At 71.6% G+C, this 15,213-nt stretch carries 10 protein-coding genes; 1 reads left to right on the top strand and 9 read right to left on the bottom strand.

Annotated elements, in window-relative coordinates:
- Window positions 1-52: 52 nt before the first annotated feature.
- The 8 genes from ABWU78_RS05170 to ABWU78_RS05135 all read right to left on the bottom strand — a co-directional run bounded on the left by ABWU78_RS05170 (window position 53) and on the right by ABWU78_RS05135 (window position 11,693).
- Window positions 53-1,324: a cellulase family glycosylhydrolase gene (locus ABWU78_RS05170; RefSeq protein WP_439157749.1), complete on the bottom strand. Its 1,272-nt coding sequence runs from the start codon at window positions 1,322-1,324 to the stop codon at window positions 53-55.
- A 280-nt stretch (window positions 1,325-1,604) separates the two neighbouring features.
- A complete protein-coding gene (locus tag ABWU78_RS05165; protein WP_353708773.1) occupies window positions 1,605-3,491 on the bottom strand; it encodes a PfkB family carbohydrate kinase in 1,887 nt (628 codons plus the stop codon).
- Complete coding sequence (locus ABWU78_RS05160) at window positions 3,488-4,768, bottom strand: AGE family epimerase/isomerase (RefSeq protein WP_353708772.1); 1,281 nt, start codon at window positions 4,766-4,768, stop codon at window positions 3,488-3,490. Before ABWU78_RS05160 ends, ABWU78_RS05165 begins: the two co-directional genes overlap by 4 nt.
- Complete coding sequence (locus ABWU78_RS05155; protein WP_439157748.1) at window positions 4,765-7,284, bottom strand: glycoside hydrolase family 2 protein; 2,520 nt, start codon at window positions 7,282-7,284, stop codon at window positions 4,765-4,767. Before ABWU78_RS05155 ends, ABWU78_RS05160 begins: the two co-directional genes overlap by 4 nt.
- The gene (locus tag ABWU78_RS05150) at window positions 7,281-8,147 is read right to left on the bottom strand and encodes a carbohydrate ABC transporter permease (protein ID WP_374615086.1); all 867 of its coding nucleotides are present in this window, start codon (window positions 8,145-8,147) and stop codon (window positions 7,281-7,283) included. The genes ABWU78_RS05155 and ABWU78_RS05150 overlap by 4 nt, the downstream gene beginning before the upstream one ends.
- A gap of 47 nt (window positions 8,148-8,194) precedes the next feature.
- Window positions 8,195-9,127, bottom strand: coding sequence for a carbohydrate ABC transporter permease (locus ABWU78_RS05145; protein ID WP_439157747.1), 933 nt, complete (start codon window positions 9,125-9,127; stop codon window positions 8,195-8,197).
- Window positions 9,128-9,206: 79 nt separating this feature from the next.
- Window positions 9,207-10,508: an ABC transporter substrate-binding protein gene (locus tag ABWU78_RS05140; protein WP_253053436.1), complete on the bottom strand. Its 1,302-nt coding sequence runs from the start codon at window positions 10,506-10,508 to the stop codon at window positions 9,207-9,209.
- A 168-nt stretch (window positions 10,509-10,676) separates the two neighbouring features.
- Complete coding sequence (locus ABWU78_RS05135; protein ID WP_253053434.1) at window positions 10,677-11,693, bottom strand: LacI family DNA-binding transcriptional regulator; 1,017 nt, start codon at window positions 11,691-11,693, stop codon at window positions 10,677-10,679.
- Between the two features lie 88 nt (window positions 11,694-11,781).
- On the opposite strand from ABWU78_RS05135, the gene glgB reads away from it, so the two are divergent.
- Entirely contained in the window at window positions 11,782-14,013 is a 2,232-nt protein-coding gene (gene glgB, locus ABWU78_RS05130; protein ID WP_439157746.1) for a 1,4-alpha-glucan branching protein GlgB, read from the top strand.
- Between the two features lie 241 nt (window positions 14,014-14,254).
- Here the strand turns inward: glgB and ABWU78_RS05125 are convergent, their stop codons facing one another.
- Window positions 14,255-15,202, bottom strand: coding sequence for a tetratricopeptide repeat protein (locus tag ABWU78_RS05125; protein ID WP_353708766.1), 948 nt, complete (start codon window positions 15,200-15,202; stop codon window positions 14,255-14,257).
- Window positions 15,203-15,213: the final 11 nt, after the last annotated feature.

Here is a 15,213-nt window from a genome sequence, read left to right as displayed (position 1 = left end):
TGGACTCCCAGATGAACCGCTTCATGCGCGTGACGCGGTGCGGCGGACCGGTTCAGCGGTCGGCGGACGAGCCGCGCACGACGCACGAGGCGCTGTTCTCCCAGCCCCACCCGTCCCCGTCCGGGTCCGACGACGCGCTCGCGCAGTACGGGTACCCGTTCGCTGCCGTGCTCCCGCTCCCGGAGCCACCGCCGGAACCCGTGTCCGCGGAGGAGCCGCGCACCACGCACGACGCGCTGCTCTCCCAGCCCCACCCGTCCCCGTCCGGGTCCGACGACGCGCTCGCGCAGTACGGGTACCCGTTGGGTGCCGTACCGGTTCCGCCGTCTCCACCACCGCCGTCGCCCCCGTACACCGACGCCACGGGCGCGTTGCGGGCCTTGAGACCGTCGGCGCCGTGGACGAACCGCTGCCCCCACGGCGTGAGCGAGCTCGCGGAGAACCCGTTCACCATGTCCAGGTACTCGACGCCGCTCCCGTTGCCGGACCACGACCAGCCGAGCATCCCGATCCCCTGGGACCGCGTGTAGCTCATGATCGTGGCCTCGTCCGGGTTCCCGTCCGAGTGGTTGTCACCGAACTCGCCGACCATGATCGGCAGCCCTCGGCTCGTGAAGGAGTCGAGGTACGCGCGCACCTCCGCCCCCGTGTCGAAGACGCCGTACATGTGGACGGAGAAGACCACGTTCCCGTCTGCGGCCGCGACCGTCGGGGCGTTGTCGCGCATAGTGAACGACCAGTCCTGCCCCCAGTTCGGGGCGTCCACGACGAGCGTGTGGTCGAGGCCCGCCGCGCGCAGGGTCCGGATCGCCGCGATCGTTTCCGTCGTCCAGCTCTGGAAGCCGGAGTTGCCGAAGGGCTCGTTCCCGATGTTGATCATCACGTACCGCTCCTGGCCGCGCAGGACCGACGCGACGCTGGTCCAGTACTGCGCCGCGCTCGCGAGCGACCGGGCGCTGCCGTCCTCGCCGTAGCCCGTCGTGTCGTGGTTCTCGAGGATGCACACGAGCTGGTTCTGCTTGCAGCGCTCGACGACGGCGCTCACGTCGGCCGCCGAGCTCGTCCCGTACCGGCCGCCCGACAGCACGACGCGGGCGGTGTTCGCGCCGGCGGCGCGGATGTCAGCAAAGGACTGCGTCTGCGACGGGTACCAGGCGTGCGCGTGGTTGACGCCGACCGGCACGAAGCGGTTGCCGTTCGCGTCGTAGATCTTCCCGTCCTGGACGGAGAACCCGTCGCTCGCGGCGCTCGCCCCCTGCGCAAGCGCCGGCACGGCGAGCAGGGCGAGCAACGCGCCCAGGGCGATGGCGAACAGTCGTCTCATCGATCTTCCTCCCGAACCGGGCGTCGTCGCCCGGTCTGCTCGGTGGACGTCGTCGTCGGGTTCGTCCGCGAACCCTCATCCGGCCCGTCATGGCCCGATGACACCGTTGCGCTTAAGCGCTTCATGTCGAAGGTAGTGCATCCCCGGAGAGAATTCCAGGGTGTCTCGCGGCCGCATCGGCGCCCTCCACGACGCACTGCCACGGCCCGCGGGCCGCGCGAGAGCAGGGCGGGGCGTCGGAAGGACGCCCCGCCCCGCTCTCCCGCCGGAGTCGGGGAGCTCAGTCGCGCGAGCGCGTCCGCAGCTCCTCGTAGGCGCGCCGGACGACCTCGGCGCCCGGCTTGCCGTACATGCAGTAGTCGTCGTTCGCCGCGGCCTCGGACTCCGCGTACAGCGGCGACGGCCAGTCCCAGAGGAAGTACCCGGAGACCCAGGGCCGACGGGCGCAGGCGGCGAACATCTCGGCGAGCCAGTCCGCCTGCGCCGCACCCGACGGCGACCCCGCGAGGTTCCAGTCGTTCGGGCGCGCCGGGGAGCCCTCGCGGCTCGGGCAGCCCGCCTCCAGGAAGACGAACGGCTTGTCCTCGCGCGCGACGACGGCCTCGATCCGGTCGAGGTGGTGCTCCCACGTCCCGGCCGGGTAGTAGCCCGAGCTCCCGATCACGTCGACCGCGTCCCACCAGGTGACGCGGTCCTCCTGGTACTTGTCGCAGTTGTAGGTCACCAGGCCGCCGTAGACCTCGCGCACGGCAGCGACGAGCGCCCGCCACTGTGCGTCGCGCCCGTCGGCCCGCACCATCTCGCACCCGACGCAGAACATCTCCGCGCCCTCCTCCGCGGCGATGCGCGCGTGGTGCACGACGAACTCCGTGTACGACGCGAACCACTCGTCCCACGACGGCTCGCCCGGCACGTCCTCGTCGAAGAAGCCGATGAACGCTCGCCATGTCCCGTCCGCGGAGTCGACCACCGGCTTGAGGCACACCTTCCAGCCTCGCGCCTTCGCCGCGCGTATCGCGGCGCGCACCTCGTCGTCGGTCACCGTCGGCTCGTCGCCGTAACGGACCACGGTCGACTGCGGCGTGTCCTGCTTCGCGGAGAACGTCACGGCCACCCAGTCCACGCCGAGGCCCTGGAGCGCGTCCATGGAACGTTCGGCGCCCGGACCGGTCCAGGTCCCGCGTACGCCCGTCCACCCCCAGGTCATGCCCGTCACGGGCGCCCCGGCGAACGGCGCGGGCCGCACAGGGCCCTCGACCGCGCGCAGCTCGGCCCGCGTCGGCGGGTTCGCCCCTGCACGGGACACCGTGACCGACGCGGCGACCGCCGCGGACCGTGCCGCGGTCCGCACCGCCGCGTCCGACAGTCGGCGCAGAACGTCCGCACCTCCCGGGCCGCGCACCCCGCGCGCCGCGAGCGCGTCGAGCAGCGCCCCCGTGAACGTGTCGCCCGCGCCGACGGTGTCGACGACGTCGACCGCACGGCCCGGGACCTCGACGAGACGGCCGTCATGGCGGACGAGCGTCGCGCCGTCGCCCCCACGCGTCACGACGACGAGGGCCGCGCCCCACGCCGACCAGCGGCGCGCGACGTCAAGCGGGTCGGTCCCCGGGGCGAACCACGCGAGGTCCTCGTCGCTCACCTTGACGACGTCGGCGAGCGCGACGAGCTCCTCGACGCGGGCCCGGGCCGCCGCGGCGTCGTCGACGAGAGCGGGGCGCACGTTGGGGTCGTACGAGACGACGGCGGAGGAACGCGCCCGGCGGACGACGTCCCGGACCACGTCGGCGCCCGGAGACAGCACCGCCGCGACGGACCCGACGTGAACGACCTCCGCGTCGCCGAGCTCCACCTGCCCGAGCTCCCACGCGAGGTCGAAGGCGTACGTCGCCTGTCCCCGGGCGTCCAGAGACACCGTCGCCGCCGACGTCCGTCCCGTCGACGGCACGTGCGCGTCCACCTCCACGTCGCTCGCGGCGAGCCAGTCACGGACCAGGGCGCCGCGCTCGTCGGGGGCGAGCGCCGTGGCGAGCACCACCTCACGACCGAGCCGGCCGAGCGTGAGCGCGACGTTCGCGGGGCTTCCGCCGGGCAGGTCTCGGGTGGCTCCCGGACCGTCGGAGACGATGTCGACGAGAGCCTCGCCGACCACGAGGAAGCGCGTCACGAGGCCACCTGCCCGTCGCGGACGGCGCGCGCGATCGACGGGCCGAGCGGGAGCCGCGGCAGGAGCGTCGCCTGGACCGCATGGTAGAGGTCGGGCTTGCCCGGCCATGTGGCCCCCGCAGGGCGGTTCGACGGGTCGAGCTCGTGGTGCCACGATCCCCCGTCGTGGTCCACCACGAAGGTCACCGCGTAGTCCCACCAGGTCGCGTACAGGTCGGCGTAGCGGGCGTCACCCGTCCGTCGGTGCAAGGCGTCCGCGGCGGCGATCGCCTCGGCGACGACCCAGTGCATGCGCTCGCGCACGACGGGCGCACCGGACCAGTCGGTCGTGTAGACGAACCCGTCCGCGCCGTCCACGGCCCAGCCGTCGGCCACGGCGCGGTCGAACAGCACGGTCGCCGTCGGGCGTAGGTCGGACGGCGCGAGCGTGCCCAGCGCGACCTCGAGGTGCAGGAGCAGCCGGGACCACTCGAGGCCGTGCCCGACGGTCGCCCCGTAGGGCTTGAACGGGTCGGCGGGCCGGTCGGCGTTGAGCTCCAGGTCCGGCGTCCACGTGACGTCGAAGTGCTCGGGCAGCCGCCCGTCGTGATCCCCGGCGAGCCGCACCACGAGCCGGGACACGCGCGCGGCGCGGTCGCGCCACGCGACGTCCCCGGTGGCGTCGGCGACGGCGAGCATCGCCTCGACCGCGTGCATGTTCGCGTTGAGGCCCCGGTACGGGTCGAGGACGGTGAACGACGCGTCCCACGTGTCGACCACGAGCCCGGTCGCGTCGTCCCAGAAGCGCTCGAGGAACACGGAGCACGCGTCGGTGAGCAGGGCCCGCGCACCCGGCAGGCCGGCCAGGGTCGCGCTCGACGCGGCGAGCAGGACGAACGCGTGGTCGTAGGCGGACTTGCCTGCGCCGAGGTCGGGCGCGCCCAGCGCGTCGAGGGCGTGGAACCACCCGCCGTGCTCGGCGTCGTGCAGCGGTCCCAGCAGGCCGTCGAGCGCCCCGCGCGCGATCGGCTCGCACCCGGGCACGCCCAGCATCGCACCGAGCGCGTAGACGTGGACGGTCCGGCACGTGATCCACGTCTGGACGCCTGCCTCCGGGTCGGGGGCCCCGGACCCGTCGAGGTAGGCCGCCCCTCCTCCCGGGGCGACGACGCGACGTCCGAACCCGAGCAGCGACCGCGTGTGCGCGTCGAGCCACGCCAGGTGCGTCTCGCGCTCGGTCCAGGCGAGCTCGTCGCGCACACCGCCACGCGGTCGGCGGTCGATCGTCGGCGCCGTCATGCCGACACCGCCGGCCGGCGCGACACCAGCTGGTTGACGCTGCGCAGCACCCGCGGGTCGGCGAGCGCGGACCTGTCCAGCGTGGTCGGAGCCGTCACGTGGAAGGTCACGCTCTCGCCCGCCAGCAGGTCGACGAGCGCGTCGTCGACCACGGCGTCCGGGTGGACCTTGTCAGCGAGCAGCGACAGTCCCCGCACGACGGTGTCGGTCGTGACGCGTACCCGCGCCCCATCCTCCGTCGAGGTCACCTCGACGTGGAGCGCGGGGCTGCGCAGCGCGCTGTCGCGAGGCTCGGCGTAGAACCACGTCGCGCTCTCGTGCCCGAGGGAGGCCACCAGGAGCTCGCCCGCCGCGTCCTGCGCCCGGGCGACGTCCGCCGGCACGGGGATCGTCGTCGTGGTGCGCGGCGCGAGGTCGACCGGGACCTTGACCGCCTCGATCTCGACGCCGTCGTACCGGGTCCGCCGCAGGACGAGGTCGCCCCGCCAGCCCTCCGCGCTGTCGTTCACGAGGGCGACCACGAGCTCGCCCGCCTCGCCCCGCGGCTGCACGGTGAGCAGCCGGTCGGCGAAGGCGTGCCGCAGCGCGACCAGGAGCGGCTTCTCGCGGCCGTCACCGTCGACCGCGGCCCACGAGGTCACCGGCCAGCAGTCGTTGAGCTGCCACACGACCGCCCCCATGCACCGCGGGGACCACGAGCGGTAGTGCTCGATCGCGGTCCGGACCGCGATCGCCTGGTTCCAGGACATCGCCCAGTGCCAGTCCTCCATCGCGTCGGGCAGCGGGACGTGCGCGACGAGCCCGTCGGTGAGCTTGTCGTTGCCCTGCATCGCCTTCTGGTGGACGAGCATCCCGGGTGACTCAGGGGTGAGCGGGTCGTCGCTGATCGCCCGGGTGAGGGTCGACCACGCCGGCGGACCCTGCCACCCGAACTCCGCCATGAAGCGTGGCACCGTGTCCCGGTAGTGCGGCCAGTCCTGCCGGTTCCACAGCTCCCACTCGTGCATCGAGCCGTGTCGCGGGTCGTTCGGGTGCACCTCCAGGCTGCCGGACCACGGGCTCGACGGCGTGTACGCGCAGTCGGGATCGAGCTCCGCGACGACGCGCGGGAGCAGCTCCGTGTAGTACCCCAGCCCCCACGTGCGCCCGTCGAGGCGCTGTCGCCAGCTCCAGTCGTGGAAGCCCCAGATGTTCTCGTTGCTGCCGTTCCAGAGCACGAGCGACGCGTGGTGCCCGAGACGGGCGACGTTGTCACGCACCTCCGCCTCGACCTCCGACCGCAGCGGGTCCTCCTCCGCGTAGGCCGCGCAGGCGAAGAGGAAGTCCTGCCACGTGAGGACGCCACGCTCGTCGCACAGATCGTAGAAGTCGTCCGACTCGTAGATCCCGCCGCCCCACACGCGCAACAGGTTCAGGTTCGCCGAGACTGCCTGGTCGATGCGCGCCGCGTACCGCTCGCGTGTCACGCGGTGCGGGAAGGCGTCGTCCGGGATCCAGTTCGCGCCACGCACCCAGACGGGGACGCCGTTGACCACGAAGCGGAACGAGGTCCCGTCGTCGTCGGGCTCGATCTCGAGCGCGGCCGTCCGGAAGCCGACACGGCGCGCCGAGGTGTCGAGCACGTCCGCACCCGCACGCAGCTCGACGTCGACGGCGTACAGCGGCTGGTCCCCGTGGGTCCGGGGCCACCACAGATCGACCTCGGGCACGACGACGTCGACCTCCGCCCGGTCGCCGTCCGTCGGGACCTGGGCCCGGACGCCCGCGACGGTCGCCGCCAGCGTCAGCCCCGTGCCTCCCGAGCCGGAGCGCTCGACCTCGGCCACGACGCGCACCCGGCCAGGGGCGGCCTCGGCACCGTTCGTCGAGGCGGGCTCGGCGACGGAGGCGTGCACGCGCACCTGCGCGAGCCGCGCGACGGACCACGACTCGAGTCGGACGGGACGCCAGATTCCGGACGTCGCGGTGTCGGGACCCCAGTCCCACCCGAAGCTGCACGCCATCTTGCGCATCGCGTTGAAGGGGTGCTGGTTGACCTGGGGACGGTAGCCGAGGAGAAGGCTCTGCCGGTCCGCGTACGGGACGGGCGCGGCGAACCGCACCACGAGCTCGTTCTCGCCCTCGACGAGCAGCGGACCGACGTCGAACCGGTAGGTGCGGTGCATGTTCGCCGTCGAGCCCACCACCGTCCCGTTGAGCCGGACCTCCGCGACGGTGTCGAGGCCGTCGAAGACGAGGTCGTGCCGCTCGTGCCCGTCCGGCGCCCACGCGAAGCGGGTGGTGTACACCCAGTCGGTCCGGCCGATCCACGCGAGCAGCCGCTCGTGGTCGTCGAGGTACGGGTCGACGATCAGGCCCGCGGCGAGCAGATCGGTGTGCACGCTCCCCGGGACCGTCGCCGGGACGTCGGACACGACCGTCCCCGCGGGGACGGGCCCCGCGACGGCGCTCACCGTCCAGCCGTCGTGCAGCTCGCGACGGGTCGTCGTGGGGACGGGAGTGGCGGTACGTGTCACTTGGTGGCTCCTGCGGTCAGGCCGTTGTAGATGTGTCGCTGGAGGAGAAGGAAGGCGATCAGGGTCGGGACGATCACGAGGATCGTGCCGGCCGCGATGACCTCCCACTCCGACCCCGTCGGCCCCTTGAACCGGAACAGGGTCGTCGAGATCACGCCGAGCTTGCTCGACGGCATGTAGAGGAAGGGGATGTAGAACTCGTTGTAGATCGCGATGCCCTTGATGATGACGACGGTCGCGATCGCCGGCTTGAGCAGCGGGAAGATGATCCGGGCGTAGATGGTGACGCGGTTGGCGCCGTCGAGCATCGCGGCCTCGTCGAGCGAGCGCGGGATCGAACGCATGAACTGCAGGAAGATGTAGATCGCGATGATGTCCGTGCCCATGAAGAGCACGATCGCGGCCCAGCGGGTGTTGAAGAGCCCCAACCCGTTGATGATCTGGAACGTCGCGACCTGCGTGGTGACCGCCGGGACGAGCGTCGCCAGCAGGAACCCTGCCATGACGACCTTCTTGCCACGGAAGTCGAACCGGTCGACGGCGTACGCGGTCATGGTGCCGATGAGGATCGTCCCGGCGAGTGCGACGACAAGGATGATCATGGTGTTCACGAAGCCCGCGAGCATGTCGCTGTCGGTGAAGGCCCTCGTGAAGTTCGAGAAGTTGAACCAGTTCTGGGGAAGGTCGAGCGGACCTGTCGTCACGTACTCCTCGCGGGACTTGAAGGCCGCGAAGAAGATCGTGAGGATCGGGACGACGGCTGCCGCGCACGCGACGACGAGACTGATGTACTTCGCCGTCGTGGCCAGCGGCCCCGCGACGGGCGCGACGCCCCTCGAGAACCGAGCGGCTGCCCCGCGCATCTTGTCCGCTGCGGTGATCCGGGTCGGCGCAGGTGCGGTGGGGGCGCTCATACCAGGTCTCCCTTCTCGTCCGGGAAGAACTTTCGTTGGATCGCGCTGATCACGAGGACGATGATCAGCAGCACGACGGCCATCGCGGAGGCGAGACCGACCTTGGAGTACCGGAACGCCGTGTCGACGGTCTGGATGACGAACGTCTCGGAACCGTTCGCTCCCTTCGTCATGATGAAGGGGATCTCGAAGACCGAGAGCGCACCCGAGACGGCGAGGATCAGGGACAGACCGACGATCTGCTTGATACCCGGAAAGATGATGTAGCGGAACTTCTGCCACGACGTCGCGCCGTCGAGGTCCGCGGCCTCGTACACGTCGCCCGGGATCGCCTGGATGGCGCCGAGGAACAGCACGAAGTTCAGGCCCATGTAGCGCCATACGGACGTGCCCGCGAGCGAGTAGTTGACGATCGACGGGTCTCCGAGCCAGTGCGGCGTCTCCTGCACGCCCACGATCCCCAGCAGAGCGTCCAACGTCCCGTCCGGGCGGAAGAAGTAGAGGAAGACGAGGCCGATCGCCACGCCGTTCAGGAGGTAGGGGAAGAAGATGACGCCCTTGAAGAAGTTACGGAACCGCGTGCTGAAGCTGAGGATCGTCGCGAAGTAGAGCGCCAGCGCGAGCTGGACGAGAGCGCCGACCAGGTAGTAGAGGCTGACGAAGAAGACCCGGAACAGCTCGGGTCGCGTGAAGATGTCGACGTAGTTCGTGAACCCGACGCCTTCCTTCACCGCATCGAGGCCGTCCCACGACGTGAAGCTGTACCAGATCATGTTCGCCACCGGCAGGTAGGTGAACACGAGCAGCAGCCCGAGCGGGACGACGAGGAACAGCCACGGGGTGAGCGACCCGGACCTCGGCGGTCGGGACGTAGCACTCCGCTTGCGCGGCTCGGTCGGAGTCGCCACGGTCGGACTGGTCACAGCCATGTCATGCTCATTTCGGTCGGACGGGCGTGAGGCCCCCGGCGGGGCGGCCGGGGGCCTCACGCGAACCAGGGCTCCTGCGTCAGCCGACGACGTTCGCGCGCGCGGCCGCCCAGCGGGAGTTGAGGTCGGCGAAGAAGGACTCCTTGTCGCCGTCGGCGGCGCCGCGGGCGACGTCGACCAGCTGCTTGCGGTACTTGTCGCCCCAGAGGTCGATCTCCGCCCCGTTGCTGATGTCGTTGTCCCACGTCTCCTCACCGGCAGGGGCCGGGGAGAGCTCGATCTGGTTGACGCCCAGGGCGTCGAACGTGGCCAGGCTGTCCGGTGCCGCCGCACCGACGACCGGCGAGATGCCGCCCTGCTCGGCGGCGAACGTCGACTCGTTCAGGAACCAGTCGACCCAGGCGCGTGCAGCCTCCTTGTTCTCGGAGTGCTTCGAGATCGCGAGCTTGTAGTCGCCCGAGACGGTCGAGGAGAACGTGCCTTCGGTCTGCCACGGCATCGGCCAGAAGTCGATGTCGTCCGCGGACCCCCCGGCGGCCTCGGCCGCGTCCTTCATCTGCGGCACGGCCCACGAGCCGAGCACCATGGCGCCGATCTTGCCGGTGCCGAGGAGGGTCTTGGACTCCTCCCAGTTGGTCGTCGTAGGGTCCTCCTCCGTGACGCCTGCGGCGACGACGTCGTACAGCAGGCCGTCGATCGCGTACTGCTCGTTGCCGTCGGACCACGGAGCGTCCTGCGACGTACGGATGCTCACGGCGTCGGTCCCCGCGATCGTCCCCTGGTTGTTCTGCCACTGGGTGAGGGGCCAGCCGTCGGTGTAGTTCGTGTAGTACGGGACGGCGTCGGTCTTCTCGCCGATCTGCTCGAGCGCGTCGACGAACGCCTCGGGCGTCGTCGGCGGCTCCGTGATCCCGGCCGCCTCCCAGACCTTCGTGTTCACGACGTACCCCATCGCGGTGCCGAACGTCGCGATCCCGTAGACGTCGCCGTCGTAGGCCTGCTCGTTGATGAAGCGATACTCCTGCCCGAGCTCCTCCACCGTGCCGAGGGGCTCGAAGAACTGCGGGAGCTGGTCCTTGCTCACCGAGTTCGGGACGAGCAGCACGTCGCCGTAGTCCTGCGTGTTGAGACGGATCGAGACGTCGCCCTCGTAGTCGGTGATCGCCTCGAACTCGACCGTCACGCCCGGGTTCTTCGCCTGGAACAGGTCCGCGTAGTCCTGCAGCGCGGTGTCGACGATGTCCGTGCGGTTCGTCAGGACGGTGATGGTGCCCGACAGCTCGCCATCCTCGCTGCCGCCCTCGTTCGAGCTCGAGCACGCACCGAGCGTCAGCGTCAGCGCTGTCACAGTCAGCACGGCCGCGATCTGCTTCCTTGCCATGGGGTTCCACTCCTTGGTCGTCGTTGACGTCGCCCGCTACGGGCTCCTCTTGCCCGGGCGATCACTGGCGACACGACTAGTGAAGCGCTTAAGTTTCCGTAAGTCCAACCCGGTGTGTAACGAACCGATATCAAGACACAGCCTCGCGCGACGAGACTCTGAAGCGCATCAGGACGCTGGACGTCCGGTCGTCCCCCGCGGGCGCAGCGTCGGAGTCGAGTCGAGGAAGCTCCCCCCGACCTCACCTGCGATCCGGTCGAACAGACGGCGAGCGACGTGTGCGCCGTAGCGCGTGACGTCGTGGCTCAGCGCCGAGAGACGCGGGAACGTCGCCTCGCACAGCGGCGAGTCGTCCCACGCGATCATCGACACCTCCTGCGGCACGCGGACACCGATCTCGCTCGCGACCCCCAGTCCCGCGACCGCCATGACGTCGTTGTCGTAGATGATCCCCGTCGGCCGGTCCACGCTCGTGAGGAGCGTCCGCGTCACCGCCGCCCCTTGGACGGCCGAATAGTCCGTCCGCACGACCACTCCCTCCGCGCCCAGCGCCGCGATCTCGTCGCGGAATGCCGCGTCGCGGATCCCCGTGTGCCCGAAACCCTCCAGGCCCGCGACTCGGGCTATCCGGCGGTGCCCGACGGCGTGCAGGTAGCGCACCGACTCACGCATCGCCGCAGCGTCGTCCGTCCACACGCTCGGCAGACCACCCGCGAGCGCCGGGTCCCCCACCACCACGGCTGGGAGCGCCTCGGGCTCGGAGAACATCGCGATCCGGGGGTCGTCGATGCTCGGGTCGACGAGGATCACCCCGTCGACCCGACGTGCCGCGCGCCACGCGCGGTAGGCCCGCAGCTCGGTCTCCTGGTCCGGGACCACCTGGAGGAGCAGCGCGTACGACCGCTTCGACAGTTCGGACTCGATGCCCGCGAGGAACTGCATGTAGAACGACTCGACCCCGAGCATCCCGGGGTCGCGCGCCAGGACCAGTCCGACAGTCTCGGTCCGTGCCCCGGAGAGAGAACGCGCGGCCGAGCTCGGCGCCCAGCCCAGGTCGGCCGCGATCCCCAGGATCCGGGCTCGGGTCGCCTCCGACACGCCGGGCCGGTTGTTCAGCGCGTACGACACCGCGCCCGTCGAGACCCCGGCCTCCCGCGCGATGTCCGCGATGGTGATCCTTGCCACGGCCCTCCTTCCTCCAGGTCGCGAGCCTACTGCGACCACCCGGCGAGCCCGTCGCGTCCCGGTGCCGCAGACGTGGAAAGGTTGGCCCATGACCGGGTCCGCCGCATCCCCCGCCCCGCAGCCCGTCGTCGTGCCCGCGGAGGAGCTCGCCGCCGCGGCCGCGGGCCGCACGTTCGACCCGCACGCCGTGCTCGGCCCGCACCTCGCGCCCGACGCCGACGACGCGCGCGCCGTCGTCCGGGTCCTGCGTCCGCTCGCCGACGAGGTCGTCGTCGTCACGACCGACGGCGAGCACGCGGCGGCGCACGAGCAGGACGGCGTGTGGGCCGCCGTCGTCCCGGTGCACCAGGACGCCGACGGCACCCGGCACGCCCCCGACTACCGCGTCCGGGCGCGCTACGGCCACGAGGCCACGACCGCCGACGACCCCTACCGGTTCCTGCCCACGCTCGGCGAGGTGGACCTGCACCTCCTCCGGGAGGGGCGGCACGAGGAGCTGTGGCGCGTGCTGGGGGCCAACCTGCGCACGTACCCCAGCGCGCTCGGCGACACGACCGGCACCGCGTTCGCCGTGTGGGCGCCCAACGCGCGCGCGGTCCGCGTCATCGGCGACTTCAACGGCTGGGGCGCGACGCACCCGATGCGCTCGCTCGGCTCGAGCGGCGTCTGGGAGCTGTTCGTCCCGGGCGTCGGCGCGGGCGCGCGGTACAAGTACGAGATCCTCGGTCCCGACGGCTCGTGGCGGCAGAAGGCCGACCCCCTCGCCAAGGGCGCGGAGGTGCCGCCCGCGACGGCGAGCATCGTGGTCGACTCGCAGTTCGCGTGGACCGACGACGCGTGGCTCGCCGAGCGCGCCGCCCGCGACCCGCACACGCAACCCCTCAGCATCTACGAGGTCCACCTCGGGTCGTGGCGCCAGGGGCTATCGTACCGGGACCTCGCCGAGCAGCTCACCGCGTACGTCGTGGAGCAGGGCTTCACGCACGTCGAGCTCCTGCCCGTCGCCGAGCACCCGTTCGGCGGGTCGTGGGGCTACCAGGTCACGGGCTACTACGCGCCCACCTCACGGTTCGGCCACCCCGACGACTTCCGGTACCTCGTCGACCGCCTGCACGCGGCCGGCGTCGGGGTCGTCGTCGACTGGGTCCCCGCGCACTTCCCGCGCGACGAGTGGGCGCTGGCCCGGTTCGACGGCACGCCCTGCTACGAGCACGCCGACCCGCTGCGCGGCGAGCAGCCCGACTGGGGCACGTTCGTCTTCGACTTCGGGCGCAACGAGGTCCGCAACTTCCTCGTCGCCAACGCGACGTACTGGCTCGAGGAGTTCCACGTCGACGCGCTCCGTGTCGACGCCGTCGCGTCGATGCTCTACCTCGACTACTCGCGCGGCCCCGGCCAGTGGCACCCCAACGTGCACGGCGGGCGCGAGAACCTCGAGGCCATCGCGTTCCTCCAGGAGGCCAACGCGACCGCCTACCGGCGCACGCCCGGCGTCATGATGATCGCCGAGGAGTCCACCGCCTGGCCTGGCGTCACCCGCCCGACGTCGTCCGGCGGCCTCGGGTTCGGGCTCAAGTGGAACATGGGCTGGATGAACGACTCCCTGCGCTACGTCGCCGAGGAGCCCATCAACCGGCGCTACCACCACCACGAGATCACGTTCTCGATGGTCTACGCCTACTCCGAGCAGTTCGTGCTGCCGATCAGCCACGACGAGGTCGTGCACGGCAAGGGCTCGCTCTACGGGAAGATGCCCGGCGACGACTGGCAGAAGCGCGCCGGCGTGCGCGCGTTCCTCGCCTACCAGTGGTCGCACCCCGGCAAGCAGCTCCTCTTCATGGGCAGCGAGATCGGCCAGCACTCCGAGTGGAACGAGGGCCGCTCCCTCGACTGGGACGGCCTCGCGGCCGACCCGGGCCGACAGGGCGTGCAGCGCGCCGTGCGCGACCTCAACGCGCTGTACCGCGCGACCCCGGCCCTGTGGGAGCTCGACCACGACCCCGCCGGCTTCGAGTGGCTCGACGCCGACGACGCCGACCACAACGTCCTCGCCTACGTCCGCCGCGGCCGCGACGGCAGCGAGGTCGCCGTCGTCGTGAACTTCGCCGGCACGCCGCACGAGGGCTACCGCGTCGCGCTGCCGTCGGGCGGCGCGTGGCGCGAGGTGCTCAACACCGACGCCGAGGTCTACGGCGGGTCCGGCGTCGGCAACCTCGGCGAGGTGGAGGCGGAGGCCGTCCCGTGGAAGGGTCGCGCGCACTCCGCGACCCTGCGCCTGCCCCCGCTCGGCGCGCTGTACCTCGTCCCGGCGCCGAGGTAGAGATCTGGTCTGCTGACGTAGAGGTCTGGTCACCCTGGGTGGTGGGTGGGGTGGTGGCGCCGGGTCTACCATCCGCCGCTCGTTCCTCGCGGCTCCCGCCAGGCCCGCCACGACCCGGTGCCACCACCCCACCCACCCGGCTTCGTCTCACCTGGAGCACGGTCTCGCCAGCACGACGGCGGCCGATCACCGTAGGGTGACCGGCCGCCGTCGAGAAGGGTGCGTACGCCGCGCTCGTGTCTCAGTAGAGGCTGATCGCGAGGCGCTGGCGTGCCTTGCCGACGCGGGGGTCGGTGGGGCCGACGACCTCGAAGTAGTCGAGGAGGCGGACGCGGAGCTTCTCCTTGGCGTCGGCGTCCGCGCCGGGGAGGAGGTCGAGCAGGCGACCGAGCGCGTCGTCGACGTGACCGCCGAGGAGGTCGAGGTCGGCGATGGCGAGCTGGGCGTCGACGTCCTGCGGGGCGGCGGCCGCGGCGGCGCGGACCGTCGCGAGGTCGGCGTCGCGCGTGCGCTGGAGGAGGCGGACCTGTGCGAGGCCGGCGACGGCGAGCGCGTCGCGCGGGTCCTGCTTGATCGCCTTCTCGTAGGCCGCGACGGCGGCGTCGAGGTCGTCGCGCTCGATCGCGTCGTACGCCTCCTGGTGCAGCGGCGGGAGCTCGGGCTCCGGCTCGGGGGCCGGCTCGGCGGGCACCGGCTCGCCGTCGCCGCCCTGGGACGGCGCCCGGCCGGTGACGCCGTTCGCCTCGGCGGCCTGGAGCACCTGCTCGATCACCGAGCGCACCTGCTCGGCGGGCGCGGCGCCCTGGAACAGCGGCACCGGCTGGCCCTGGAGGACGGCGACGACGGTCGGGACGCCCTGCACCTGGAACGCCGCCGTGATCTGCGGGTACGCCTGGGCGTCGACGCGGGCCAGCAGGAAGCGGCCCGCGTACTCGTCGGCGAGCGCGCCGAGGTCGGTGCCGAGCTGGGCGTTCGCCTGGTCGGTCGGGATCCAGAGCAGGACGACGACCGGGTACTGCGTCGAGTCCTGGACGAGCTGGCCGAACGTCTCGTCCGTGACGTCGACGACGTAGCCACCGGCCGCGGGCGCGCCGCCCTCCTCCCCCGGCGGCGGGGACTGCGGCCGGGTCAGCGCGGACAGGTCGACCGCTCCGCGCACGTCGAACGCGGGCTGGGTAGGTTCGCTCATGGTCGCAATCC

The organism is Cellulosimicrobium sp. CpK407, assembly GCF_051844275.1.
Lineage (GTDB): Bacteria > Actinomycetota > Actinomycetes > Actinomycetales > Cellulomonadaceae > Cellulosimicrobium > Cellulosimicrobium cellulans_G.
This window is presented reverse-complemented; position numbering and strand designations above follow the sequence as displayed.

What these genes read in the sequence shown, in the direction of transcription:
- ABWU78_RS05170 (WP_439157749.1), bottom strand. Translation starts at nt 1,324, where the DNA reads ATGAGACGACTGTTCGCCATCGCCCTGGGCGCGTTGCTCGCCCTGCTC.
- ABWU78_RS05160 (WP_353708772.1), bottom strand. Translation starts at nt 4,768, where the DNA reads ATGACGGCGCCGACGATCGACCGCCGACCGCGTGGCGGTGTGCGCGAC.
- ABWU78_RS05150 (WP_374615086.1), bottom strand. Translation starts at nt 8,147, where the DNA reads ATGCGCGGGGCAGCCGCTCGGTTCTCGAGGGGCGTCGCGCCCGTCGCG.
- ABWU78_RS05145 (WP_439157747.1), bottom strand. Translation starts at nt 9,127, where the DNA reads ATGGCTGTGACCAGTCCGACCGTGGCGACTCCGACCGAGCCGCGCAAG.
- ABWU78_RS05140 (WP_253053436.1), bottom strand. Translation starts at nt 10,508, where the DNA reads ATGGCAAGGAAGCAGATCGCGGCCGTGCTGACTGTGACAGCGCTGACG.
- glgB (WP_439157746.1), top strand. Translation starts at nt 11,782, where the DNA reads ATGACCGGGTCCGCCGCATCCCCCGCCCCGCAGCCCGTCGTCGTGCCC.
- ABWU78_RS05125 (WP_353708766.1), bottom strand. Translation starts at nt 15,202, where the DNA reads ATGAGCGAACCTACCCAGCCCGCGTTCGACGTGCGCGGAGCGGTCGAC.